Origin of the sequence: Olleya sp. ITB9, assembly GCF_001315805.1 — a bacterium.
In the GTDB taxonomy this organism is placed as follows: Bacteria; Bacteroidota; Bacteroidia; order Flavobacteriales; family Flavobacteriaceae; genus Olleya; species Olleya sediminilitoris.
Window position 1 is genome coordinate 1 of the sequence record NZ_BCBW01000051.1, and the last position, 24,975, is coordinate 24,975.

Sequence of the window (24,975 nt, forward strand, 5' to 3'; positions counted from 1 at the left end):
ATCGGCTTTTTTAGTTGTTGAGTAATTAAAGTTTAACCTCTGTTGCCTCTAAAAACTTATTGAATTGTTCTTCGTTAAGTGCTTCTTGCATTTGTGAAGCTAAACGGTCATTAATTTTCTTCTCTAAATCAGCATATCCACTTGTGCCTACTTTATGTAAACTATTAAGTGTTTCTGACTTTGCATAAAATTCTTGGTATGCAATGTACATTGATTCTTGAGTTGTTTTATTGGCTTTAACAAGTCTACCCATCTCAACTGTTTTTGTTTGTGCAGCAGTGTTAACTTCTGCACTAAAACTTTGTTGTGCATTAGCAGTATTAGTCGCTAAAAATAAACCAAAAACAAAAAGACAAATTGTAAATATTTTTTTCATTGGTGTTAGAGTTAATTAAGTTATGATTTTAAATGTAATACTTTTTGTTTAATTAGCGATCAAAAAAAAGCACTGAATAGATAATCAGTGCTTTTTTGTCTTTGAAATGAAAATTGATGTTAATCTTCCATTTCTAAATCTCTATCTTTTTTATTATGGTGACCTTTTCTTTTTTTATCACCTTTTTTTCTTCCGTGTTTTCTTTTAGTTTGAGACTTTTCCCATTTTTCATATTGTTCAGCGCTTAAAATGCTTTTCATTTCTCTTTTAGCAGCTATCTGATCATCTAATCTTTGGTTAGCTCTTTTAAGTTTTTCCTCTTTAGTAGGTTTTACTTTTTCTTCTTTATCTTTTGCCTCAAGACGTGATTTCATCGCTTCTTTACGCTTTTTAGCGTGTTCTAAATTTAAAGCCATTACTTTTTTCTGTTGGGCATCCGTTAAATCTAAATGAAGTGTCATTTTTTTGGTTTGCAATTCAGCCATTTCTTCTGGTTCTAATTGCATACGTTTTTCCATTTTTTCTTTTCTGTTGTCTTGACGCTTTTCTTTTTTGTCTTGCGCATTAGCTTGAAATGTTATCAAGGCTAAAGCTATAATTGCTAATTTTTTCATTTTTATAAATTTTAAATGTTATACTTCTAAGACCTGATAAAATTAAAATAGTTTAAAAGCAAGTTGGTTTTTAGCTTTTAATTAACATTGGTTTTAGCCATTTCTACAAGTTCTAAAGTGATAGTGTATAGTGGTTTATTTTCCATTTTGCTTTTTAACCAAGCATAAAAACTCATTACAAAAATATCTTCTTGTTGAGCATCAATCCACACAAAAGCATTTTCTACTTTAGTTTTAAAGGTTGCTGTTGTAACAATATTTGGGTCTTTAAAATATAATTGGACAAAGCTTAAATACGTGATTACTCGATTTTGATTAATTTGTTTTAAATAGGAGTAGTATTGGCGTTTAAAGCTACGTAGTCTAGAGTCTACTAATTCAATATTCTCTAATTCTATTTGTATTATAATATCTATTAAGTTTTTTTTAATAACCCAATCTTTACCAGCTTTAGTTTCGTAATAAGTATCTGTATGATAAAAGGTGGCTATAACTTGATTAGCTTTTTTATAGTCGTTATGTTGTATATGTGTCATGATTAAGCACAAGTGTATGTCTAATTGGCTTTCTATATCTTGATGTTTAAGTTTAGTGCTTTTTTCTAGTATAGCAATAGCTTTTGTTTGTTGGTTGGTGTAATTATATGTTAAACCTTTTAAAAGGTTGTGTTTTAATATAAAGGTGTTATAATGTTTTTTTTGATTGCTTTTTAATTGTGTTTCCATTGCATTTAAGTACTGCGAAGCTTCGTTAAATTTTTTGTTCCTAAATAAAGTATTAGCAATCATGTATAATATCTGAATATGATAATAAGTTTGTTTGACTCGATTTTTGTATGATTTTATAGAAGTGTAATGTTTTAATAAAAAGGATTCTATTTTATAATAGTCATTAGTTACAAAAGCGGATAAGCTAACAATACTTATAATTTGATATAGTGCTTTAAATGTAATAGCATTTTCTAGATTTATATTATGTTCTTCTAGCGTATTGTTTAATAATGTTTCTAGATCTAAGACAGCACCTTTATAGTTTATGTTGTTAAGTGTTTGTCTAATTTTTGCATAGACGATGTTTAGTTGGTCTTCTAAATAGGCATTATGTTGGTTATTTTTAAAGGCAGTAATATAATGTTCTAGTTTATCTTGTGGTTGTGAGTAGGAGTATTGAATTTTTGTATGATAAATTTCGTTTAAAATAGAAAATAAAGCATGTTCTGTTGCTATAGTTTCAGCTTTAGCTAATAATTTATAGGCTGTTTTGTATTGCTTTTTGGTTAGGCAGGCTCTGGCAGTGATGAGTAGTTTTATTAATTGCATTTCTACAGTACTCTCGTCTGCTAGGTGTTTGTTAGCTATAAAATCTATAACAGATTGATATAAACGTTTTCTTAAGGCATGATATGCTCCTTTTTTCTGACAGCCATAAAGTGTATTACAAATGGTAAATGTGTCTAAGTCTTTATCTTGAAGTAACTTGTAAAGCTGTATGTTTTTGGTATCACTTCTTTTGTTCTTTTTTTCTAGAAACGTTATAAACTGTTGTTGTTCTTCATTAGAAAATGTAGAAATCAGGTTATTTAAATCAGTCATTTAATCGTCATTATTTTGTTAAAAGTAACCTTTTAAATAAGGTTTATTTTGTTTTTAGACATAAAATATATCGTCAGTTTTATTTTAAATCTGTTTTTATATAACTCTCTGCCTGTTGCATCTTTGTCGTGTAATCAACAAATCAAAACATCATGAAAACATTTTTTAAAGCAACACTTATCGTTTTATTTTTTAGTGTATTACTAGCTAATAGGATGGAGATTCAGAATTATTTAATAAACAGCTATCAATCTTATGTAGCGGACTTAAGTAATCATACAGGAAGTAAAGTGAGTTATTTAGGTGTCTAAAACAATTTAGCATTATACACCTTATCAAATTAGAGACATAGGGTCTCAAGCTTTATTTTATATAATAATTATCAAAAACAAAATAATATGGATTATCAAACAACAGTTTCAATTAATGAAGACCAAAAGTCTAAAAAGCCTAAAACGAAGGCAACAACTTATAATACTAAACCTACGCCAGCATTTGTGGGAGCATCTTGGACAGCTTTATGTCTTGGTATGGTTTCTTATTCTATTGGATTATGGAACGCAGATATGCTTCTAAATGAAAAAGGATATTATTTTACCATCTTACTTTTTGGTTTATTCTCTGTAATATCTGTACAGAAATCAGTGAGAGATAAGCTAGAAAATGTACCAGTTACAGAAATTTATTATGGCATAAGCTGGTTTACGTCTGTGGCAGCAATCGCGTTATTAGTTATTGGATTGTGGAATGCAGATTTAGAACTTAGCGAAAAAGGGTTTTATGGTATGTCATTTACTTTAAGTCTTTTTGCTGCTATTGCAGTGCAAAAAAATACGCGTGATATTGCCTTTTTAGTAAATGAGAAAACGGACACTATTTAATGTTTTGTTTTGATGATTGGTTAATGTGATGGTTAACCCAAAGCCTCGTGACGGATGTTGCGAGGTTTTTAATCAAAACTGAATTAATTAAAACCATTAAAAATGAGTACAAAATTTGTAAATACATTACCAGAATTAATACAAAATCAGATCATATCCAAAGACACAGCATTGCGCATTGAACGCTACTTTGAATCTAAAGAAGCCAACACGCCTAATAAGTTATTTGTAGTATTTGGTGTTTTAGGATCTTTATTAATAGGATCTGGAATAATATTATTATTTGCCCATAATTGGGACTATTTGCCTAAGATGGTCAAAACGGTATTGGCTTTTATCCCTTTGGTGATTGGACAATTGTTAGTTGGCTTTTCGATTTTTAAAAAGAAGAGTCAGATATGGAAAGAAGCATCAGGTGTCTTTCTGTTTTTTGGTGTAGGAGCTGCAATTGCTTTAATTGGTCAGATTTATAATGTGCCAGGTAGCTTAGAAGGGTATTTGTTAACATGGATTGCACTATGTTTACCTTTAGTTTATTTACTAAAATCAAAAGTGTTGGCAGTATTACATCTTGTTTTTGCAACTTATTATGCTTGTTTAGTAGGGTATTTTGAAAGTGCACAGATACCATGGATGTATTTGGTTATGTTAGTTGGTTTACTTCCTTTTTATTACAACGTCATTAAAAACGAAGCAGCTTCTAACGGGTTTTCTTTACTTAATTGGTTGTTCCCATTAAGTTTGACTATTACGTTTGGATCTTTTTTAGACGTTTCAAGCAGTATTTTGTATCTGGTTTTTATATTGTTTTTTGGGTTGCTTTACAATATTGGGCAATTACCTTATTTAAAAACTCTAAAACTTAGAAAAAACGGTTACTTAGCAATTGGATCTCTTGGTGTAGTTGTTACACTTCTTTTAGCTTCTTTTCATAGATATTGGTCGGGAGACTTTAATTATGAGTATTACAGTGCATCAAGTTTTTATGTGCCAATACTTTTAATCATACTTACAGTAGTAATTCTAGTTTATAGTTATATAAAAGATAGCTTAAAACCATTTAACTTGTTTAGATATGTATTTGTGTTATACTTAATTGTTTTTATTGTAAATAGCTATTATGCAACCGTAGGACTAGTCTTAATAAACTTTTTAATACTTGGTTTAGGTATTGCGACAGTAATGGTAGGAGTGGATAAATCTCATTTCGGAATCTTAAACTATGGTTTGCTAATTATTACCGCTTTAATAAGTTTTAGGTTTTTTGATACAGACATGAGCTTTGTTATTCGAGGTTTATTATTTATAACTATAGGTGTCGGTTTTTTTAGTGCAAATTACTTTATGCTTAAAAAGCAGAGATCAAATCATATAAATCTTTAAATAATTAAGATGAAAACAATATATCTATTTATACTTTTTGTGGTTTTGGCTTTAATTCAATTAAGTGTGCCAGCTACCATGGTTTTTAATAACCAATCTGTTTTAAATTCAGGAACAGCTTATAAATTTAAAACACGTCCAATTGATCCAACAGATCCTTTTAGAGGGAAGTACATAACTTTGTCTTTTGATATGAATAAAGCTAAAACAACTACAATATGGGAAAATAATAGCGATATTTATGTGTATCTAAAAACGGATAGTTTAGGTTATGCTGCTGTAAAAACTGTAAGTCCATTTAAAATAAATACCGATGACGATTTTGTAATAGCTCAAACTTATGGCTATTATCAAAAAAGTAATATTATTAAATTTATGTTGCCTTTTAACAGATTTTATATGGAAGAAAGTAAAGCATATCCAGCTGAAGTGGCTTACAGAAAAGCTAGCAGACAAGCTTTGGTAAATAACACTTATGCGTTGGTTTATGTTAAAAATGGATATTCTGTACTAGAAGATGTGTTTATTAATGACGTACCAATAGGAACTTATGTCGATTTGCAAAAAAGCCCTGATTAATTGATTTGTTTTTTTGCTTGGTGTTTTTGGGTCTGTAAAAACAACCAATCATCGAATTTAAGTAACATTAAGAGTTTTGTAATAGTTAACTGGTTGTTGGTGTGTTAATTTTATTAAAGATAATTAAGAATGCAAACCTATGACGTTTTCAAATTTGATGATATTTTTAATTCTAGTACTTGTATTTGTAGTAATTATAAGAAGTATTTACATTGTGTCTAAAATTAAAACATCAAGGCATATAGGGATAAAACTTTCTAATAAAAATTGGTACTATAAATTCTTATCTAAAAATTTTATAAAGAATTTACCCTCGTAAATAGGCATTATAATAAAAAAAGGAACTACATAACTGTAGTTCCTTTTTTTTGTTTAAACCAATTTGGTTATTTATTTTAGTTAAACAACTTCTACAAATAGTTCATCGTCAGTTTTGTTTACTTTGGCAACGCCTAATTTGGTTAAACCTTTTATGGTTTTATCCCACTTTTTATTACTTAATCCAGATTGCTGTTTTAAAGTATTTAAATCAATTGGATTATTGGCTTTAAGTAATGCAAATACAGCTTTTTCTTCATCAGTCATTGGTAATGCTTTTTTCTCTGGTCTCATTTGTGGGAAAAATAAAACTTCCTGAATAGATTGGTTGTTTGTTAAAAACATGATTAATCTATCCATACCAATTCCCATTCCTGATGTAGGAGGCATTCCGTATTCTAAAGCACGTAAAAAGTCATGATCAATAAACTCTGTAGCTTCGTCATCTCCTTTTTCGGCTAATTTTAATTGGTGTTCAAAACGTTGACGTTGGTCAATTGGATCGTTAAGCTCAGAATAAGCATTTGCTATTTCTTTACCACAAACCATTAGTTCAAAACGCTCAGTTAATTCTGGATTATCTCTGTGCTCTTTACATAAAGGACTCATCTCTTTTGGGTAGTCTGTAATAAAGGTAGGTTGTATGTAGTTACCTTCACATTTTTCACCAAAAATTTCATCAATAAGCTTTCCTTTACCCATGGTTGCATCAACTTCAATTCCCATGTCTTTGGCAGCAGTTCTTATTTCATCTTCAGATTTATCTGTTATATCAAAACCTGTAAAATGTTTAATAGAGTCTGCCATAGTCACTCTTGCGTATGGTGCCTTAAAGTCAATTTTGTGTTCTCCAAAAGTTGCTTCAGATGTTCCGTTTACTGCAATTGCACAATGCTCTAAAAGTTTTTCGCAAAAATCCATCATCCAGTTGTAGTCTTTATAGGCTACATAAATTTCCATTGCTGTAAATTCAGGATTGTGTGTTCTATCCATTCCTTCATTTCGGAAGTTTTTAGAAAACTCATAAACACCATCAAAACCACCAACGATTAATCTTTTTAAATATAACTCATTAGCAATACGCATATATAATGGTATGTCTAAACTGTTATGATGAGTAACAAATGGTCTTGCTGCTGCACCTCCAGGAATAGGTTGTAAAACAGGAGTTTCTACTTCAAAATAACCAGAAGTATTAAAAAAGTCACGCATAGCGTTAAACAATTTAGTACGTTTAATAAACACGTCTTTTACATGTGGATTAACTACTAAATCTGCGTAACGTTGTCTGTAACGTTGTTCTGGATCTGTAAAAGCATCATGCACTTTACCTTCTGCATCAACACGAGGTTGAGGTAATGGTTTTAAGGCTTTACTTAATACTTTAAAGTCTTTTACTAAAACTGTTTTTTCTCCAACTTTAGTTGTAAATAACTTACCTTCAATACCAATAAAATCACCAATATCTAAAAGCTTTTTATATACAGTGTTGTAGTGTGTTTTGTCTTCACCTGTACAGATTTCGTCTCTGTTAAAGTAGACTTGAATACGTCCTTCGCTATCTTGCAACTCGGCAAAACTAGCATTACCTTGTATACGTCTTGACATCAAACGACCAGCAATAACAACCTGTTTGCCCTCTTTAAATTCCTGTTTAATCTGTTTAGAATTTTCTGTTACAGGAAATAAATCTGCTGGATAAGGATTGATACCTAACTCGCGTAACTTGGCAAGTTTTTCTCTACGTACGAGCTCTTGCTCAGATAATTGTGACATAGTTTTATTGTAAATAAATTTAAGGCACAAAGATAATGGTTTGTAACAAAAAATAAGTGTTAACGTCAAATAAGTATATCATCAATCTATTAAAATTTTAATCATGTCTTTTTGGCGCGTTTTATTGTGTGTAATTTGTCCTCCATTATCTGTAATAGGTAAGGGTTGTGGCTCTATTTTAATTGTTTTTATTTTATGGTGTTTAGGATGGATTCCTGGAGTGTTAGCAGCTTTGATAATATTGAATAATCCTGAAAGATAAATTGTATCTTTGCTATATTATTTTTTTAGATGAATAAAGCAATAACATTACAAGATTTAGGTACAAAAGACTTTAAAGAGACTTGGGATTATCAAGAGGAATTATTTAAAGCAATTTTAGATACCAAAATAAAAAATAGGAGAGAAGCTGCAGGTTTAGAAACCGATAACTTTTTTTTATTTGTAGAACATCCTCATGTTTATACTTTAGGTAAAAGTGGTGATTTGTCCAATTTACTTTTAGATGAAGCACAACTAAAACAAAAGGAAGCTACATTTTATAAAATTAATAGAGGAGGTGATATTACTTATCATGGTCCAGGACAAATTGTTGGTTACCCTATTTTAGATTTAGATAACTTTTTTACAGATATCCATAAATACCTGCGTTTTTTAGAAGAAGTTATAATTTTAACACTTGACGAATACGGTTTAAAAGCAACACGTAGTGAAGGAGAAACTGGTGTATGGTTAGACGTAGGGACACCTTTTGCACGTAAAATTTGTGCAATGGGTGTTAGAGCTAGTCGTTGGGTAACAATGCATGGTTTTGCATTAAACGTAAATGCTAACTTAGGGTATTTTGATAATATAATACCTTGCGGAATTAGAGGCAAAGCGGTTGCATCCTTAAATGTAGAATTAGGTGTTAAAGTAGTTGATGAAGCTGAAGTTAAAGCTAAAATATTAAAACACTTTAGTAATTTGTTTGAAGCTACTTTTGTAAAATAGCAATTAGCAATACTATTGACTAGAATAAAAAAGGATGTTTTTTAAGTGAATTTTCACCGTAAAAACATCCTTTTACTTCATAATAAATATAAGTGAGACTACTCTAAAGTCATAAACGTTTTTTTACGACGTCCATCACTCATCATGATAAATTTATCTAATTGGTATGTTCCGTAATACGGTAAGTAAAACTCGTTGCCTCTGTTATCTTGAATTTTGTTGTACTTAACGTCTCCATTATTACTATATTCAAAATCATATAAAGATGAAGATTCAAACCATCCTTTAGACACTTTAGTTCTTCCATCATTTTTTTCAGTTAGATTTTTACCAGAGTTTAATATAATATGCAATTGATCGTCTTTTAAAAACGCATTGTATGAAGGAGAGGTAGATCTTTTAAAAACACTTCTTCCCCAAGTAAGGTCACCATCAGGATTAAACTTTAAAATTAAGATGTCGTCATAATGAAAAACAGTCTGCCAATAACCACCAGCTGTACCTGTTTGAACATAGTTTTGTGTGATATAAAACTCTTCAGCAATTAAAAATGTACCACCTTTACTATCTTTTAATACATAGTCAACATCAAAATTTCTTAATTCTTTTTTCTTCTTGTTTTTGCGTTTTGCAGTTCTGTAACCATATAAGTCTTCATACACTTGTTTTGGTAAAGCCTGTACTTTTTTAGATTTAACGGTTAAATTATCTGTGTCTATTTCAAAATCACATCCACCTTTAATTCTTCCAACATTTAATTCTGAGTAAAATCCAATAAGATGTAATTGGTTTTTGTTTTCTGAAATATTTAAAGACTGAATGTGCTCATCTTCTAAATCAAGTAATAGCTCAGTGTTTTTGTCTTTGGTTATTTTATTTAACGAAAACTGGTAGTTGGCATCTCCATTTATTTTTTTATTACGCTTACCATTTAAAAACAATTTACCAAGAGAGTACACGTTGGCTTGGTCATCTATATATAAATCGTTGTGATTAAAAGTACGTTTAACGTCTTCTTGGTATGCTTTAGTGAAAATTAATTTTTCAGTTTTGGCATCAAAAACACGTATGGTATATGAGTTTTTATTTTTACGGATATTGTCTGTCGCTATAGCAAAGTAGTTTCCGTTTGGAGATAATGCAAAACTAGTGTTGTGTTTTTTTCTTGAACCAAATAAGCTTTGCTTTTTTTCTACTTCAGTACTAAAAATGGTTGTTTTAGTATAAGCTTCTGTTTCTAAATTTAAAGTGTGACAATAAATAATACGTTTGTCTTTTTTAGGCGCATAGACCGTAAATACTTTTAGTTGATTGTCATAAAATAAGTCTCCAACATAGGTTTCCTTTTTACTACTTTCTACAATTTTAGAAAATGTTTTATTTAAAGAAGTGTCAAATACATCAAATAGAAAATCTCTTTTTCCGTTACGTACAATTCCTGTTTTTCCGGAATTAGAAGTGTTAATGGCTATAACGTCAATAGATTTTACTTTGTCTTTGTACTCTTGGCTTTGGGTAACTTTTAGTGATGTGGTTGAGGTTTGTGATTGCGCTACTGTGGTTAATAATAGCAAACAAGTGATTAATAGTTTTTTCATTTTAAAAATTATAGAGTTTAAGTTAGGTTAATATAGCAACTAAAATACCCTAAATTTTAATGTTTATCTAATAATCACTTGTTGAATTTAAGCTTAATTTTCTGCGTTAAAAAACACTTTGTAGTAATGCATTTTTTTGTCTTCGTCATAACCACGTTCTAGATATTCTGCACTAGCATCTGGTGCATCTATATCTAATTTAATTTGGATATTTGTGTCTAGCTTGATGTCTGTTTTAATTTTCTTTTTTTCTTTATTTAATACTTTTTCAGAAACATCAAATTGGTTTCTAATTAAGACATTTTGCTCGCTTTCAAACTCTTTTTTATAACTTTCAAAAAGCTCTAAATGTTTGTCTTCTTCAAAAATTTCATCTTTAAATCTTTCGACATTAACAATTTCATTTTCTTTAAAAAAGTCAACTGTTTTGGCTAAAAAAGTATTTTGCTCTTGGGCTCCGTAAGTTGTTTTAATAATTTCAGTAGAAAACTCTTTGCATAATTCTAGGTAGTTTTGCGTGTGACTATTATAGTCATCTGCATATTTGATATTTAAAAACTTATCTGTCCAATAAGCTGCGTCATAATTGTTATTATCAACGGTTAAAACAACTTTACCTTCTGCATCACCTGTATTTAAAATTAAACATCCTTTATCTACTTTTTTTGCGTTAATCCCTTTTTGGACTAATACATCATAGCTGTTGTCTTCTAGATAGGTTTGGAAAAAGTTAGTTTTATTTTCTATTTTAAATATACCAACAGCATCAATTACCATTTCGTTATGTTCAATACCTTCAAAATAGGCTACAATAACATCTCCTGTTTTAATTTGTGCAGAGGTGGATTGCTCATATAAATGCTTAACTACATTTTTGGAGACATCCACAAAAGTTTCGTCGTCTGCAAAAATGGATTTGGCGTACGCATTGATTTCGTTTAACTCGATATTAGCATGATGACTAAATCTGTGACTTTGCACTAAACTTGTAAATGGTCTTAATAAAAAAGGAACCATTAGCTCATAACTGGCTTCATCAAAAATGATTTCTTTTTCAGAAAAGGCATTTTTAGTGTCGTTATGTTTATTTCCTACTTTGTGGATAATACACTTTAAAATAGAGGCTTTGTTACGGTTAATCATTATTAAAAATGGTGTTTGTTTTAAAATACAATGTTACTAAATATAGCTATAATAATGCATAAAAAAACCGAAGACTTTGCTTCGGTTTATTTTGTGATTTGATATTAATATTAGTATTTGATACCATAATAATCACAGACTTCGTAATAGTTGGTAATGTCAACTCCGGCTTGACTTAGTTGATTATAAGTTTGCTGTTTATTGTTGTTTGCAAATCTAGCGTCAGATGAAGATTTTATAATTACAACTTTTAAAGATGTTAGGTCTCCTGCAGAAATATTGTAAAATGATCCTGATGCATCATTATAATCTAGATCGACACCTTCTAAATAGTGTATTACGTGTACAGAAAAGTTAAATGCAACACTATCATAAGGACATGGTATTGTAACCCAATAATTAGGACTATCTGTTAAATAGGTAAGTATAACATCATTGTCTAGGACTTCTTGTGTTATTTCTGGTACTGATATAGAGGTGTAATTACCTGAAAAAGTGGAAGCATCAATAGTAATTGTTTGTACATTAGCATTTCCGTCCACACCATCTGTACCATCAACTCCGTCAACTCCATCAATTCCGTCTGCACCTGCAGGACCTTCAGCACCATCTTCTGTTGAACATGAAAAGTTAAAAGCAATTATAATTGCTACAAGGATAAATTTTGATTTCAATAATAAATGTTTCATTGTGTTTTTTTTAAATGATTAATAGTTTTTGTTTTCCTATTAATAGATCTAAAACAGAAAGGTTAACATAAGTGATAAAAAAAAACCGAAAAAAAATTTTCGGTTTTTAAAAACTAAAGCGACTAATTCTAGCTTTCTTCCTCGCCAACAGGCTCGTTAGAGGTTTTTATGCTATTCCATTCTGGATTAGTAGAATTTAAGTAAGCATAAACAGGTTTTTCGTTTCTAACCATATCTACATACATTGGCATGTCTTTAAATGGTAAAAAAATGGCTCCTACCTTGTTAGCAGGAATATAGGTTGGATCAGGTACAGGACTTGAGTCATGTAAGAAGTATATAATAAATCTGTGATCTTTACCATAACAAGTGATGTAACCTTGGATTTTAATTTTTTTACCATTCCATGTTGCAGAACTTTGGTAACCTAATGCCATTTTGTAAGTGTTAACTGTAAATTGTTTTGTTGCCATAATTAAATGTATTTTAAGATTAATAACACTTATTAATGGTTTGACAATGTAAAGGTTAACATGTAAAATAAAAAAAGCCGAAACATTTGTTTCGGCTTTTTAAAACTAACTTAAATAATGAAAAATCTATCAATCAGTCTAGGGATATTTATTGATTAAAAATAGGCTGACAAACCAATACCCAAAAATATGGATGATAAGCTTTCTTTGTATTCTGAAGGTGCATCTTCTGGATTTATATCTTCCCATGAATAATTTATAGAAGGTTCTATAGCGACATGATCTCCTAAGAAAAAAGAATAACCAACACCAACTCTAAATCCAAAGGAAGACGCTTTGGTTTCTAAAGTTCCTAATTCGCTAAAATCACTTTCAGTAGATGTTTTTTGAGATCCAAAGCCAACAACAGCTTCTGCAAAAAGACCATTATCTAAATAATATCTAGCAAAAGGAAGTACTGCAAACCCATTGGTAGTGGTTTCGATATCTCCCAAAAATTCGTCTTCTTGTTTTTCTTTATTAGTAGTAATGGAAAGCTCTAAACCTATAGCAAGGTTGTCTGCTATAAAATAACCTGCTTTTGGTGTAATATTAGTTGTAAAAGCTGTGGCTTTGTTATCGTTAATTTTTCGGGTAGTATTGTAAACTAATATGCTTCCGTTAGTTAAAAATGTGCCTTTTTCTTTAGCTTGAAAACTGTCTTGAGCTTGACAGTTTAAGCTTAAAATAATTAATGGTAAAATACTTAGTGTTTTAAAAATGTTCATTTTGTTATTGGTTTATAATTAATAGTTTACATTAGTTTTTTATAGTCAGATGACGTTATAGTTTTAGTGGTTTTATCTAGAGCAATACAGGTCATTTTAATGGATTTAGGTTTGCGTTTAGAGGTGTCCACCATATCCATTTCTAGAGTTAGTCCATCTATCATTTTCATCCAAGATTGATTATTGCTTTTTTTTCCTTTTATATTATACATGGATTTTACAAAGGTTATTCCTGCGTTTTGAGTAACCCAAACCGTACCTTGCACGTCTTGTCCTTTTACTTTAAAAGCTTCACAGTTATAACCTAATATGGTTTTTGTGTTTCCGGTAGCAATTATACTAATATCGGATTGCTCAATAGCGTCGTTGTTAGTGTCTTCAAAATTCAAACGCATTGACATAAGTGTTTTGTCATCTTTATTATCCATAAACATGTACATGGATTTTTTGTCAATATCCATAACACTTATCATGTTGTTTTTACCTTTTTTATCAGGAATACTAGTCCCGAAATAATTTCCAGCATTAGTTAAATAGTAGACTAAGTTTGTTGTGCGTTTTCCATCCTCTATTTGCATAACATATTTATGAGAAAAGGTGTATGTGCTTGAAGGCGTTTGGGCAGATTTGCTAGTTCCAAAAGGTGAATTATTTTTGTTATTAGCAGTTTTAGAATCACTACTATTATTAAATGTAGAATCGAAAGCTTTTTCAGTTTCACGTTCTGTTTTTTGTTCAACTTTCTTTTCTAAAGTTTTTTCTGCAGCTTTCTCAGCTTTTTTAGCTAGTTTTTTCCAGATTTGTGCATTGCTTTGTGTTGTAAAACAGCATATTAATATTATTAGTAATGGTTTTAAAAGTTTCATTGTTTTATTTTTAATGGATTAATTATTCGTCTTTTTTAGCTTCCTTTATTTGTTTTCCAATAGCTTGACCTAATGAGTCTTTTTGTTTTTGAGTTAAATCTTTAGCTAATAAGTAATATTGATTTTTAAGCTCTATTTTTTGTTTTTCTGGTAAGTCAGATTTTTCTAATAACTCTATATATCCTAAAGTTTTTCCAGTAGAGTTACCATCAAGGTTTTCGCCAAAAATGCTGGTCAATGTTTCGGTACCTTTATCCAAGAAGTTATTAGAATTAATAGTAGTCGAATCTTTGGTTTTAGTTTGATTGTTTTGTGCTTGACTATTAATAGTAAATGTTAATAGTGCAATAATTGATAATTGAAGCGTTTTCATTTTTTTAAGTTTTATAAATACGCTTATTAATATTTTGATTTTAAAAAGGTTAACATTAGATGCTTTTTATTTTAAAAAAAAGTTAATTTTACTTTTACATGTTAACCTTTTCTCCAAACCAATTATTAAATGGCAAATAACCAAGAAGAAATATCGCTTCAAAGTTTAAAGCAAGGCTCAGATCAAGCGCTTCAACAGGTGTATGAAGACAATAGAGATAAGTTTATAAATTTTGCTAGACGTTATAATTTGGAAACCGATGACATTATAGATATCTACCAAGATGCTTATATCGTGTTTTATAACAATGTAATGAGCGGTAAAATTGAAAGTTTTACAAGCAGTATTTCTACCTATTTATTTAGTATTGGTAAATACTTAATCTTTGATAAGATGAAAAAAAACAACAAAAAAGTAAGTTCTAATTTTGATTTATCCTTGGTTAAGGATTCTGATGATTTAGTAAGTACTTTAGATGTTGAAAATGAAGATTTAACCCAAGAACAAAAGCTACTAAAACAGCATTTTAAAGATTTAGGTAAGCAATGTCAAGAATTGCTAAACTTATTTTATTACAGAGGATTTACCATTAAAGACATTTTAAACCATAGTAACTACAATAGCGAAAATGTTATAAAAAGTGCTAAGTCTAGATGTCTTAAAACCCTAAAAGAACGTATTAATAGCAATCCCAAATAACATGGATAAAGAACAACTTTTATATCTATATTTTTCTAATACTTTGACTCCAGAGCAAGAACAGATGTTTAGTAATTTATTAAAAACGGACTCTGAATTTAAAGCTCAATTTGATTTTGAAAATAATATTAAGCAAGTCATAAAAGCAGAACAAAGTGAGATTTTAAAATCTAAATTACAAGGTTTTGAAAATAACAGAAGTGCTGTACAACATAGTAACAAATCCTGGTTTAATTGGCGTATTGCAGCATCTATTGTCTTTTTTATAGCAGCTGGTTGGTTTGGTTACGATGCTTTTTTTGGAGTAAATTATAATGATTTATATACTACCAATTATAAAAATTATCCAAATACAGTTTATACTATCACAAGAGGAGAAGATACAAGCAGTCTTGAACGAGATGCTTTTGTCGCTTATGAAACCGAAGACTATACTTTAGCAATTCAAAAATTTAATGAAGTACAACACCAGCAACCTTATTTTAATTTTTATAAAGCACAATCGTATTTAGGTTTGGATGAATTAGAAAAAGCTAAAGATTTGTTTCTGCATGAAACAACTATCAACGAGAGTCAATTTAAAGCGGAAGCTAATTGGTATTTAGCATTAATTAATTTGAAACAGCAAAATAAAACCGAAGCTACTAAATATTTAGAAACTTTAATTGCAAATTATAATTATAAAAAGAAGGAAGCTAAAACGTTACTTGATAGTCTAGATTAATTTTTATACTTTTTTAATAGTATACCTAATGTGGCTAATAGCAATATTCCTGCTAAAACCCATAACCAATAGTGTGTTGAGGTTAAAGGCTCAGTATTTCCGGATATTATAAATGCAGACCAATAATATGGATGTGATAATGCATTGTCTTTATTTTGTTTTATAAAATTAAGCTTAGCTTGTTGTAAGGCTAAGTCTTTAGATTGTCCTTTAGAGAGGTTTTTATAAAAATCTGACATTAATGTTGCAGAAGAAGCATCGTTAATTTTCCATAGTGTGCTAGATATACTTTGTGCACCACTAAAGTAAAACCCTCTGGCTAAACTTAATAACCCTTCGCCACGTTTAAGGTTTCCTATTCCGCTTTCACAAGCAGAAAGTGTAACTAGATTGGCATTAAGGTTTAGGTTGTATAAGTCTGCTGTATAGAGTAAATCAGACGCTTCGTTTCCAAAAGCTAAATAAGAATATTCTGGATTTGTATCATTAAAAATAGCATGTGTCGCTAAATGTATAATACCATAATCTGAAGCATTGGTTTTAAAATTTTCTAGACTAGCGTCTTTATTTATTAAAAGGTTTCCTTTGTAATACTGGTTTATGTTTTGTATTTCGACTTTACTATGTGGTAAAGGTTGTAAACTTTTACTTCTAACACTATTATAAATATCACCTTCAAACTCTGGTGCAAAAGCTAACAAGTTGTTTTTTCTACTCTTTTTATTTTCTAATTCTTTTAAAAGTGTTGCCGAGTTTATGTAGCTTACAGCATAATTTTCAACTAAGTAATGGTTGTCTTTTACTAAGCTTTCAAACGGAATATAGTTTAGTAATCCATCTGTTAGTATTATAAGATTAGGTTGGTTAACTTTATCTAAAAAAGGAGCAAGTAAAATAGTGTAAAGTTTAGCAGCATTGTTTTTTAGTGATAAAATGTCGGTTTTAGGGTTGCTAATTTGTTTTTGAAAAAGTCTCAATTGTTGTTCTAAGGCTTGGTTTAATTCTATTTTTTCAAAGTAAGTATTGTCTTGATCTAGGATTACTCCATAAATAGCATCATTTCCGTAAAAAAATGATAACATAGCTGTACTAGGTTTTAATTCTTTTTGAACCGTTTTAATAGTAGTAACTTCAGCATTGTATTTTAAGTTATAATAGTCTTTGTAGTTGTTTTCTAAAGTGTCTAAAAATGTGCGATAATTTGATTTAACATCAAATAATTGGTCTTTAAAGACGTCGTTTTGTTTTTGGTTTAATTGTTTCTCTAAGTTAGTAATGGTGTTTTTATAAATGTCTTCTTTAATTATTATCTCATTTGGGATAGCGCCAAATTTTTCTGCTTTAACACTCAATAATGCTTCAAGTAGAAGTGTGCTTTTGCTTTTCTCTAAAAAGAAAAAGGCATCATTTACAGCATTTTTTTTATTGGATTTATAATTGTTGTAAGTGGCTTGTAGACCGTTTTCAAAAACAGAATAGGCATTTTCTATTAGTAATAGTTTGTCTGTTTTATTTTTAAAATGAGGCTTTAATGTATCTAATAATCGTGTCGCTTGATATGTGTTTTTAATTACTGAATCAGATTGATTTTGACGCATTGCTATTAATGCTTTTTGTTGTAATAATTTAAATAAGGTAATTTGATTTATTGAAGAATTTACAACGTCTTTACCCGAAACATGAGTTATTGCAGCAGCATTTTGTTTTAAAGCTTGATTGTATTGGTTATTGCTTATCAAAAAATTAGAGTATGATTGTAGTGTTTCAGCAATTTCAACTTGTTTTAAACCGTTCCATTTTCTGTTTAATAGTTCTAATGCTTTATCATAATCTTCCTGAATAGACTCGGTATTATTTAAAGCTTCATTAAGTTTTGCTCTAGATTTATAATATAAAAAGCCATAAGGTATATTGGTGTCTGCTAGTGGTTTGATTTGCTCTAAATAATACGAAGCACTATCGTATTGTTTTAGTGCTAGGTAGTTGTCAACGGTATTATAAACTTCATTAATTAGTTGATTGGTATTAGATTTATTATGCTTAAGCGTATAGTTTAAGGCTTTAGTTGTAAAATAAGTCGCTTTCTTATAGTCTTTTAATTTTTTATAAATATCGCCTTTTTGCCTATTAACACCATTAATCAAGTACTCTTTGTGGTCTGTGTTTTTTGAATTAATAAATCGGATACTTTTATCTAAATACTGTATTGCTAATTCATATTCTTTATTGTTACTATACATTTTAGCCATTACTTTGTAAGACACATCTATGAGACCTCTATGCGAATCTGTTAATAAAGAATCAGGAGTTTTTTTAGCATACTTAAAAATTTTATCAAGATTTATTTTTGCTTTTTTATAATTGTAAGTTTTTATATTGAATACAGCTTTATCATGAAAATATGAGTTTTTAACTTCATGAAAGTCATTAAAAACTTCAATCTCTTTTTCTGCTACAGGAAATAAACTATCTAATTTTTTAAGATTATTTTCTAGTTCGTCCATGTTATTAAAAATCAATGTCGATTTATTACTAACTATGTAGGTGTATATAAGTTGTTCTACATTATTTTGATTAACAGAAAGATCTAATAGTTTTTGTTTATATAGTTGGGTTGAATCTTGATTAGTATACATGAATTTGTATAGACTATTAAAGTAAGACTCAGCTGTATTAGTTTGAATTTGACTATAAGCCGAACTAAATATAAATTGGCAAATAATTAAATTTAAAAAAGTTATTTTTTTTTTGAATACTATCATTTCATTAAAACATTAAGCCTAACTATCATATAGTTAGGCTTAAATTTAAAGTTTTTATTTTAAAGTTATAATTATTCAATAAATATAGGTACAGAATATGTAATGGGTTGGTCTCCTTCCGTGTTTATTTTAGTAATACTTAAAGTAGCTGGACCAGAATATGCGTTTTGCTCTACTGAAAAAGAATAGGCTTTAGCAGGAATATCAAAACCATTAATATTAAGACTTTCTCCTAAAGTGTTAGCACTGTAAATTAGTTCTTCATTTTCAGAAATTATAGTTGCTTCAATAGCAAAAACAGTATTATCAGCAATTATAAATTTTTGTTCGTTCCATATATCCCAACAAAGACAAGGAGCTGGAGGGATTGGTAATGGAGGTAAACCAAAACCAATACTGGTTGTAGTAGTTTCAATAATTAAATTTATGGTTTCAATTCTAGTTTGGTCTGCATCTGGATCATTAGAAGTGCCATTTTCTATAGATTCAATTAATTGATCTCTTTCAATATTTAAAGCATATACGTAAGCGTCGTTTTCATAAAAATAATTGGTTTCTGTAAGTGTAATACTATTGGTTGGTTCTGTATTATCATCGTTTTCTTCGCATGAGCTTGTAATAAAAAGCAAACATATAGCGATTAAAAAAGTTTGTTTTAGTGTCATAAGTAATTAATTTATATGTATTTAGTTTAAAATTATAGATAATGCATAACCTACACAACTAATTATTAATAAATTACAGTTGGTTGATTTACTGCATTTTTATTATTAATGTTTAAAAATTAAGAAGGTTAACTTTTAAACTAATTTATTTTATAAACTAAAACAGAATTACTTTCGCCTTTAGTTACAAACTCCAGATTATTATCTGTGTCAATATTATCAAGATCTATTGCAGAGGTACCATATACAGGAAAATGATCTTGTAACACACCATTACTATCAAAAAGTAGTACTTTTTGCGTTTGCGTATCTGTAGTCGATACATATATTTTGTTGTTAACATAAAATAATTTAGCAGGCGTATAGTTACCAAAATCAAGCTCTAGATTATGGTGTTTAATATTAAGCTTGTTATTGTATTGGCTAATTAAAGTTTTAGTAGTAGATGCTAAAGTATGTTTGTCTGTGATGTTTAAACTACCAACAGATACATTACCTTTTTCAGTAATTGTAGCTATTTTTCCATCTGTTGTTGATGTAATAAAATTAGAGTTATACTCAAACACAGGTTGGTCTGACCAATTTAAATCAATCTTAACTTTAACTCTTGTTTTACCACGTCTGTTTAGTATGTGTAGCTTATCATTGGTTTTAAAAACTAAATAATCCTTACGTCCAATTCTAATATGTTTTGGAGATGTGTTTATAGTTTTTTCTGTTTTATTAAATTTAAAACCAGGTACAGGTTTGGCTTTAGCATCATACAATAATACGTTGTTATCTTGTATAACAAAAAGGCGATATTTTTTCTTGTTATCGTAATCAAACACAGCTAAAGGCTGAGTAATATTATCATCAAATTTTTTAGGAAAAGGACTGACGTCATTACCATCTCTATCAATTACATACACACGGTTTTGAGTTGCAAATACATATTGTAAACGTCCATTTTTATAGATGTCTAATTGGTCTATTTGCCCTAAAATAGGTCCATGTAATTGCTTTTTCCAGATAATTTTACCATCATTAGATATTAGATAAAGTGTGTTACTAACATCTTGAACCATAATATCCATCTGTTTACTACGGTAATTTTTTACAAATTGAGGTTGGTTTAAAACATCATGGTCTAATTTAATATTAAACATTTCGGTGATTGAATTGTTTGAAATAGAAGTTTTACTTTGATTTATAATAGCATTAAAATGAGCAAAATCTGTATCATATATAAATTGTAATGCTGAAGATTTGTAGTTTTTAAAGTCGAATTTTTGCTTTGATTGACTATTGTTTTGCACCAATTGTTCTAGTCCAAACGGATTGATAACTTGTAATACCGAAGCTTGGCTGCTTAACCCTTTTTTGATCTCAGTGTAATAATCACGATCATTTAAGGTTGTTTGGTTTTGGTAATTAACAATAATATTTTCTAAGGTTTCTGTATTGGAAGCAAAAATTAAAAACTGGTCTATAATACAATAGTTGCTAGCATTGTCTAAAGTAACAAATGGCTTTAATAGCTGATTAAACAATTTAGGCTTGGTAAATTTAAATATAGAGACACCTCTAAAAGTTTCGATAAGATCCTTCTGACTTAACAAAGCTTCGTTGGTTTCAATTATATCAAGACTATTTAAGACTACAGCATTTGACGAGTTAGTGTAGATTTCACCAAATTCAATAATATTATTAAATAAAGGTTGGTCTATTGCTACGGAATCACTTGGATAGATAGTATTTAAATTAGACTTAAAAGTTGTAAACTGATCAAAAGTTATACTCAAAAAACCATTACTATTAGAGGGTGTAATTTGTGCTAATTGGTTGTCTTGTGGTAATGTGTTTTTAAACACATTAATCAAGCTAGAGCTGTCATTGGATTTTGTAAATCCATTTAAAACTAATTTGTTTTGATTGACTTCTGTATCAAAAGTCAAATATTTACTAAATGATTTAAATGGTAAATCAGGATTGAAAAATGGACTTTGTAAAACGTTGTTATTTGTATAAACCGAAAATGATGCGTTTTTATCCTGTGTAGCTATTATTTTTTTTAAGCCTTCGGTTTTTTCTTTGTGGTTAAATAGGTACTCTAAATGTTGTTTATTATTAGACCCAACAAGTATATTGTTTTGTAATGCTACATATAGAGTGTGTTGTTTAGTCGTAATTTTTTGAGCATTAATGTTTTTTAATTTAACTGCAGTATTGGTTAGCTCAAGACTATCTAGACTAAATGTTGAGTCGTTAACCTTAGTAGTAAAACTGTAATCTAAACTATCTTCTTTGTTTTTAAATAAACTAATATAAAGTCGTTGGTTAAAATTAAATCTATTTAAGACTTCCAACGTATTAGTTATGTCAGTGTAGGGTTTTGTTTTGGATAATTGTTCAATAAAATGGTTGTTAGCAGTATTACTTTTAAAATTATCTGTATTATTTATGGTTAATACAACATCTGCTTTACTATAAATAAAATCTTCAACAGTATTTTTTGAAGTTTTAGAGTTGCAAGAAAATAATAAAATGATAAATAAACTGTAACACAGATGTTTCATAGATAGTGCAAGATTTAGGCAAATATAATAAGTTACAGTTTTAATGTCAATTGTTCTGGTAATAGTCTAAAAGTTTTTCGGTGGTATTTTGTAATGCCATATTTTTTAATGGCTTCTCGGTGTTGTTTAGTTGGATACCCTTTGTTTTGTTTCCAGTTATACATCGGAAACTCTTTATGAATTTTATTCATGTATTCGTCTCTGTAAGTTTTTGCTAAAACCGAAGCAGCAGCAATGCTAAGATACTTACCATCACCTTTAATAATAGTTTCAAAATCAATATTATTATAGGGTTTAAATTTATTACCATCAACAATAATAAATTCAGGTGTCGTATCCATAGCATCTATAGATTTATGCATTGCTAAAATAGAGGCGTTTAATATGTTAATACTATCTATTTCAGTTTCATGTATGTGGCAAAAGCCAAAGGATAAAGCTTCTTTCTCGATAATAGGTCTTAATAAGTCTCGTTTTTTTTCGCTAATTTGCTTAGAATCGTTTAGTACTGTATTTTTAAAATTAGGTTTTAAAATAACAGCAGCTGCAGTAACAGGACCAGCAAGACAACCACGACCAGCTTCATCAGTTCCGCATTCTAAATTATACTCGGAATGTTTTAATTTCAACATTAAATAAAAAGGAATGTTTTGCGTTATAGTATTTCAATTTTGTGCCTTTCTTAACTAAAAGCATAAAACCATAAAGATATTTGCTATTTTTGGCAAACATAAATGATTCAGCTTTAAAATTAAAGGTCTAAAATAGTCACCATTTAATGAAAAAAATAATTTTCTTCTTTCTTTTATTTGCTTTTACAAGTATAACATATGCACAAAAGCCAACATTAAAACAACTTAATAAACCTAATACTACTAATCAAAAGGATGGTTCAGTCGCTACAGATAGTACAAAGTCTGCTAATATCAAATCAAGAAAAGACAAAAAAGCTGTCATTACAGATTATCTAATAATATCTGCCGCAAGAGACACAACTTATTTAGATACTACATTAAGTATAAAAAAAGAATATAAATATAATTACCTAAGACGTGATAATTTTGGTTTAATGCCTTTTGCTAATGTTGGACAAACTTATAATAGATTAACCTATAATTTTGACAACACTAATTTGCTTCCTGGATATGGTGCTAAAGCAAAACACTTTAATTATTTAGAGGTAAATGATGTTAATTACTATCATGTACCAACACCATTAACTGAGTTGTATTATAAAACAGCCTTCACACAAGGTCAACAATTAGATGCGTTTTTTACAACAAATACCTCAAGGCAATTTAACCTATCTATAGGCTATAAAGGTATGAGGTCTCTTGGGTTTTATCAAAACTCATTAACTAGTACAGGTAATTTAAGATTAACAGCAAGTTATAAAACTAGAAATAAGCGTTACGTGTTAAACACACATTTTACGTCACAGGATATTTTTAATGAAGAAAATGGAGGTTTAAAAGACGATAACCTTGAGTTTTTCGAGTCTGGTGATCCTGACTTTACAGACAGAGGTGTTTTAGAAGTGAATTTTGAAAATGCAGAAAACAAATTATTAGGTAAGCGTTTTTATCTAAACCAGAGTTATGATATAATAAGACCTAAAGACTCTGTAAGTTCAAACCGTCTTCAATTAGCACACGTCATGACTCTAGAAGATAAAATATACACATTTGATCAAACTAGTGTAGACGAAGATTATTTTGGCGAAGCTTTTAAATCTTCAAGCTTGTCTGATAGAACCGAGTTGGAGCAGTTTTCAAATCAGCTACAATTAAATTATAGTAATGCCATATTAGGTAAACTACAATTTAATGCAACTCACAATAATTATAATTATGGTTATAATCAAGTAGTAGTATTAAATCAAGCAACAATACCCAATCGTTTAAAAGGAGATGTGTTATCCGTAGGTGCAAAATATAACAAGCACTATAAAGGATTTAATATAATAGGGGATGTAGGATTAAACATATCAGGAGATTTTGATGGTAATTATATAAAAGGTTCAGCATCCTATCAATTAAATAAAGACATCCTAGCCAATGCATCTATTAATGTAAATTCGGTTGCGCCAAATTTTAATACATTATTATATCAAAGTGATTACAAAAACTATAATTGGACCAATCAATTTAGTAATGTAAAAACGCAACAACTTGTATTTAATGTAAAATCTAATAAATATGTCAGTCTAACATTAGACCTAAGTACAATACAAGATTATGTTTATTTTGCAAAAGACGAAAATGGATCAGTCAACCCCTTCCAAAACACAGATCAGATAACCTACCTAAAAGCTAAATTAGAAAAAGAAGTTAAATACAAAAACTTTGCATTAGACAATACCATACTATATCAAAATGTACAAGACGATTCAAATACATTAAATGTACCACAAATAGTAACTAGAAATACGCTTTATTACTCAAATCATGTATTCAAAAAAGCCATGTATTTACAAACAGGATTAATCTTTAATTACTTCTCATCATATAACATGGACGGCTACGATCCATTGTTGTCCGAGTTTTACACCCAAAATGATCAAGAGTTAGGAGGATTCTCTAGGTTAGACTTCTTTGTAAACGCAAAAATCCGTCAAACAAGAATTTTTCTAAAAGCCGAACATTTCAATGCGCTTTTCACCGATCCCAATTATTATTCGGCACCAAACCAACCATTTCGAGACTTCAAGATTAGGTTTGGATTAGTTTGGAACTTCTTTTTATAGTTTAATTACGGCGTTCCCCAAGGGTCGGGCTATCACTACTCGCTTTTTTTATTAAAGTAGATGGCAACATTAAAGGTCTATTTCCATATTAAAAGTATAATTTTATATAATAAAGACCAGAATACAAAAAAAGAGCTCAAACAGACCGTTCTATCCCTAACGCGTTGACAATCAGAAAACACGATTTTAAAGTAACCAAACACTGACATATCATTCAAGGATAATATTAAAAAAACACAATAAAATTCAAGTATATAAACAGCTGATTACAAGGTGTTAAAAATCAATATTAAAATTAAATTAAAAAAAGTGTTGGTAGAATGGAAAAGGGTTGTATATTTGCACCCCGAAAACGACGTAACCTTTTAAAAGTTATTAGTTTTAGGAAAACGTTCTAAAG

General features: G+C 29.3%; 24 protein-coding genes. 9 read left to right on the top strand and 15 right to left on the bottom strand.

Going from position 1 to position 24,975, the window contains the following annotated elements:
* Window positions 1-25 precede the first annotated feature (25 nt).
* The 3 genes from ITB9_RS14005 to ITB9_RS14015 form a co-directional block, all read right to left on the bottom strand.
* Complete coding sequence (locus tag ITB9_RS14005; protein WP_054852723.1) at window positions 26-376, bottom strand: hypothetical protein; 351 nt, start codon at window positions 374-376, stop codon at window positions 26-28.
* Between the two features lie 119 nt (window positions 377-495).
* A complete protein-coding gene (locus ITB9_RS14010) occupies window positions 496-990 on the bottom strand; it encodes a hypothetical protein (RefSeq protein WP_054852724.1) in 495 nt (164 codons plus the stop codon).
* A gap of 77 nt (window positions 991-1,067) precedes the next feature.
* Window positions 1,068-2,582, bottom strand: a complete 1,515-nt coding sequence (locus tag ITB9_RS14015; RefSeq protein WP_054852725.1) for a hypothetical protein — start codon at window positions 2,580-2,582, stop codon at window positions 1,068-1,070.
* 152 nt (window positions 2,583-2,734) lie between these two features.
* Here ITB9_RS14015 and ITB9_RS15705 point away from each other — a divergent pair, with 152 nt between their 5' ends.
* The 4 genes from ITB9_RS15705 to ITB9_RS14030 all read left to right on the top strand — a co-directional run bounded on the left by ITB9_RS15705 (window position 2,735) and on the right by ITB9_RS14030 (window position 5,425).
* Window positions 2,735-2,893, top strand: a complete 159-nt coding sequence (locus tag ITB9_RS15705; protein ID WP_162874860.1) for a hypothetical protein — start codon at window positions 2,735-2,737, stop codon at window positions 2,891-2,893.
* An 87-nt stretch (window positions 2,894-2,980) separates the two neighbouring features.
* Window positions 2,981-3,463, top strand: coding sequence for an inner membrane protein YiaA (gene yiaA / locus ITB9_RS14020; protein WP_054852726.1), 483 nt, complete (start codon window positions 2,981-2,983; stop codon window positions 3,461-3,463).
* 102 nt (window positions 3,464-3,565) lie between these two features.
* Entirely contained in the window at window positions 3,566-4,846 is a 1,281-nt protein-coding gene (locus tag ITB9_RS14025; RefSeq protein ID WP_054852727.1) for a DUF2157 domain-containing protein, read from the top strand.
* 9 nt (window positions 4,847-4,855) lie between these two features.
* Window positions 4,856-5,425: a GDYXXLXY domain-containing protein gene (locus ITB9_RS14030; protein ID WP_082396250.1), complete on the top strand. Its 570-nt coding sequence runs from the start codon at window positions 4,856-4,858 to the stop codon at window positions 5,423-5,425.
* 399 nt (window positions 5,426-5,824) lie between these two features.
* Here ITB9_RS14030 and lysS read toward each other — a convergent pair whose 3' ends face one another.
* Window positions 5,825-7,519 carry a lysine--tRNA ligase gene (lysS, locus tag ITB9_RS14035; RefSeq protein WP_054852729.1) on the bottom strand — a complete coding sequence of 565 codons (1,695 nt, stop codon included), beginning with the start codon at window positions 7,517-7,519 and terminating at the stop codon, window positions 5,825-5,827.
* Window positions 7,520-7,622: 103 nt separating this feature from the next.
* Between lysS and ITB9_RS15395 the strand changes: the two genes are divergently transcribed.
* A complete protein-coding gene (locus ITB9_RS15395) occupies window positions 7,623-7,781 on the top strand; it encodes a YqaE/Pmp3 family membrane protein (RefSeq protein WP_082396253.1) in 159 nt (52 codons plus the stop codon).
* Window positions 7,782-7,810: 29 nt separating this feature from the next.
* Window positions 7,811-8,512, top strand: coding sequence for a lipoyl(octanoyl) transferase LipB (gene lipB / locus ITB9_RS14040; protein ID WP_054852730.1), 702 nt, complete (start codon window positions 7,811-7,813; stop codon window positions 8,510-8,512).
* A 98-nt stretch (window positions 8,513-8,610) separates the two neighbouring features.
* Here lipB and ITB9_RS14045 read toward each other — a convergent pair whose 3' ends face one another.
* From ITB9_RS14045 to ITB9_RS14075, 7 genes are all read right to left on the bottom strand, one after another.
* A complete protein-coding gene (locus ITB9_RS14045; protein WP_054852731.1) occupies window positions 8,611-10,110 on the bottom strand; it encodes a hypothetical protein in 1,500 nt (499 codons plus the stop codon).
* Window positions 10,111-10,203: 93 nt separating this feature from the next.
* Window positions 10,204-11,253 carry a nucleoid-associated protein gene (locus ITB9_RS14050; protein ID WP_028290571.1) on the bottom strand — a complete coding sequence of 350 codons (1,050 nt, stop codon included), beginning with the start codon at window positions 11,251-11,253 and terminating at the stop codon, window positions 10,204-10,206.
* Window positions 11,254-11,363: 110 nt separating this feature from the next.
* Window positions 11,364-11,942, bottom strand: coding sequence for a hypothetical protein (locus tag ITB9_RS14055; RefSeq protein ID WP_028290570.1), 579 nt, complete (start codon window positions 11,940-11,942; stop codon window positions 11,364-11,366).
* A 128-nt stretch (window positions 11,943-12,070) separates the two neighbouring features.
* Window positions 12,071-12,415, bottom strand: coding sequence for a hypothetical protein (locus tag ITB9_RS14060; protein WP_028607258.1), 345 nt, complete (start codon window positions 12,413-12,415; stop codon window positions 12,071-12,073).
* Between the two features lie 155 nt (window positions 12,416-12,570).
* Window positions 12,571-13,182 (bottom strand): autotransporter outer membrane beta-barrel domain-containing protein, encoded by a 612-nt coding sequence (locus ITB9_RS14065; protein ID WP_054852732.1) that lies wholly within the window; start codon window positions 13,180-13,182, stop codon window positions 12,571-12,573.
* Window positions 13,183-13,208: 26 nt separating this feature from the next.
* Window positions 13,209-14,048 carry a DUF4412 domain-containing protein gene (locus ITB9_RS14070; RefSeq protein ID WP_054852733.1) on the bottom strand — a complete coding sequence of 280 codons (840 nt, stop codon included), beginning with the start codon at window positions 14,046-14,048 and terminating at the stop codon, window positions 13,209-13,211.
* 22 nt (window positions 14,049-14,070) lie between these two features.
* Window positions 14,071-14,421: a hypothetical protein gene (locus ITB9_RS14075; RefSeq protein ID WP_054852734.1), complete on the bottom strand. Its 351-nt coding sequence runs from the start codon at window positions 14,419-14,421 to the stop codon at window positions 14,071-14,073.
* Between the two features lie 129 nt (window positions 14,422-14,550).
* Between ITB9_RS14075 and ITB9_RS14080 the strand changes: the two genes are divergently transcribed.
* Window positions 14,551-15,120: an RNA polymerase sigma factor gene (locus ITB9_RS14080; RefSeq protein WP_028290565.1), complete on the top strand. Its 570-nt coding sequence runs from the start codon at window positions 14,551-14,553 to the stop codon at window positions 15,118-15,120.
* A 1-nt stretch (window position 15,121) separates the two neighbouring features.
* Window positions 15,122-15,844, top strand: coding sequence for a tol-pal system YbgF family protein (locus ITB9_RS14085; protein ID WP_054852735.1), 723 nt, complete (start codon window positions 15,122-15,124; stop codon window positions 15,842-15,844).
* On the opposite strand, the gene ITB9_RS14090 is transcribed toward ITB9_RS14085, so the two are convergent.
* From ITB9_RS14090 to ITB9_RS14105, 4 genes are all read right to left on the bottom strand, one after another.
* Window positions 15,841-18,480, bottom strand: a complete 2,640-nt coding sequence (locus ITB9_RS14090) for a CHAT domain-containing protein (RefSeq protein WP_187294281.1) — start codon at window positions 18,478-18,480, stop codon at window positions 15,841-15,843. The two genes, ITB9_RS14085 and ITB9_RS14090, sit on opposite strands and share 4 nt — an antisense overlap.
* Before the next feature lie 197 nt (window positions 18,481-18,677).
* The gene (locus ITB9_RS14095; protein ID WP_054852737.1) at window positions 18,678-19,271 is read right to left on the bottom strand and encodes a hypothetical protein; all 594 of its coding nucleotides are present in this window, start codon (window positions 19,269-19,271) and stop codon (window positions 18,678-18,680) included.
* A 140-nt stretch (window positions 19,272-19,411) separates the two neighbouring features.
* Window positions 19,412-21,829 (bottom strand): hypothetical protein, encoded by a 2,418-nt coding sequence (locus ITB9_RS14100; protein ID WP_054852738.1) that lies wholly within the window; start codon window positions 21,827-21,829, stop codon window positions 19,412-19,414.
* A 32-nt stretch (window positions 21,830-21,861) separates the two neighbouring features.
* Window positions 21,862-22,461: a ribonuclease HII gene (locus ITB9_RS14105; protein ID WP_054852739.1), complete on the bottom strand. Its 600-nt coding sequence runs from the start codon at window positions 22,459-22,461 to the stop codon at window positions 21,862-21,864.
* A 146-nt stretch (window positions 22,462-22,607) separates the two neighbouring features.
* Between ITB9_RS14105 and ITB9_RS14110 the strand changes: the two genes are divergently transcribed.
* On the top strand, window positions 22,608-24,575 hold the full coding sequence (locus ITB9_RS14110; RefSeq protein ID WP_054852740.1) for a putative porin: 1,968 nt from the start codon (window positions 22,608-22,610) through the stop codon (window positions 24,573-24,575).
* Window positions 24,576-24,975: the final 400 nt, after the last annotated feature.

Coding starts and splice junctions, on each gene's coding strand:
- ITB9_RS14005 (WP_054852723.1), bottom strand. CDS start 376: ATGAAAAAAATATTTACAATTTGTCTTTTTGTTTTTGGTTTATTTTTA.
- ITB9_RS14010 (WP_054852724.1), bottom strand. CDS start 990: ATGAAAAAATTAGCAATTATAGCTTTAGCCTTGATAACATTTCAAGCT.
- ITB9_RS14015 (WP_054852725.1), bottom strand. CDS start 2,582: ATGACTGATTTAAATAACCTGATTTCTACATTTTCTAATGAAGAACAA.
- ITB9_RS15705 (WP_162874860.1), top strand. CDS start 2,735: ATGAAAACATTTTTTAAAGCAACACTTATCGTTTTATTTTTTAGTGTA.
- yiaA (WP_054852726.1), top strand. CDS start 2,981: ATGGATTATCAAACAACAGTTTCAATTAATGAAGACCAAAAGTCTAAA.
- ITB9_RS14025 (WP_054852727.1), top strand. CDS start 3,566: ATGAGTACAAAATTTGTAAATACATTACCAGAATTAATACAAAATCAG.
- ITB9_RS14030 (WP_082396250.1), top strand. CDS start 4,856: ATGAAAACAATATATCTATTTATACTTTTTGTGGTTTTGGCTTTAATT.
- lysS (WP_054852729.1), bottom strand. CDS start 7,519: ATGTCACAATTATCTGAGCAAGAGCTCGTACGTAGAGAAAAACTTGCC.
- ITB9_RS15395 (WP_082396253.1), top strand. CDS start 7,623: ATGTCTTTTTGGCGCGTTTTATTGTGTGTAATTTGTCCTCCATTATCT.
- lipB (WP_054852730.1), top strand. CDS start 7,811: ATGAATAAAGCAATAACATTACAAGATTTAGGTACAAAAGACTTTAAA.
- ITB9_RS14045 (WP_054852731.1), bottom strand. CDS start 10,110: ATGAAAAAACTATTAATCACTTGTTTGCTATTATTAACCACAGTAGCG.
- ITB9_RS14050 (WP_028290571.1), bottom strand. CDS start 11,253: ATGATTAACCGTAACAAAGCCTCTATTTTAAAGTGTATTATCCACAAA.
- ITB9_RS14055 (WP_028290570.1), bottom strand. CDS start 11,942: ATGAAACATTTATTATTGAAATCAAAATTTATCCTTGTAGCAATTATA.
- ITB9_RS14060 (WP_028607258.1), bottom strand. CDS start 12,415: ATGGCAACAAAACAATTTACAGTTAACACTTACAAAATGGCATTAGGT.
- ITB9_RS14065 (WP_054852732.1), bottom strand. CDS start 13,182: ATGAACATTTTTAAAACACTAAGTATTTTACCATTAATTATTTTAAGC.
- ITB9_RS14070 (WP_054852733.1), bottom strand. CDS start 14,048: ATGAAACTTTTAAAACCATTACTAATAATATTAATATGCTGTTTTACA.
- ITB9_RS14075 (WP_054852734.1), bottom strand. CDS start 14,421: ATGAAAACGCTTCAATTATCAATTATTGCACTATTAACATTTACTATT.
- ITB9_RS14080 (WP_028290565.1), top strand. CDS start 14,551: ATGGCAAATAACCAAGAAGAAATATCGCTTCAAAGTTTAAAGCAAGGC.
- ITB9_RS14085 (WP_054852735.1), top strand. CDS start 15,122: ATGGATAAAGAACAACTTTTATATCTATATTTTTCTAATACTTTGACT.
- ITB9_RS14090 (WP_187294281.1), bottom strand. CDS start 18,480: ATGTATACTAATCAAGATTCAACCCAACTATATAAACAAAAACTATTA.
- ITB9_RS14095 (WP_054852737.1), bottom strand. CDS start 19,271: ATGACACTAAAACAAACTTTTTTAATCGCTATATGTTTGCTTTTTATT.
- ITB9_RS14100 (WP_054852738.1), bottom strand. CDS start 21,829: ATGAAACATCTGTGTTACAGTTTATTTATCATTTTATTATTTTCTTGC.
- ITB9_RS14105 (WP_054852739.1), bottom strand. CDS start 22,461: ATGTTGAAATTAAAACATTCCGAGTATAATTTAGAATGCGGAACTGAT.
- ITB9_RS14110 (WP_054852740.1), top strand. CDS start 22,608: ATGAAAAAAATAATTTTCTTCTTTCTTTTATTTGCTTTTACAAGTATA.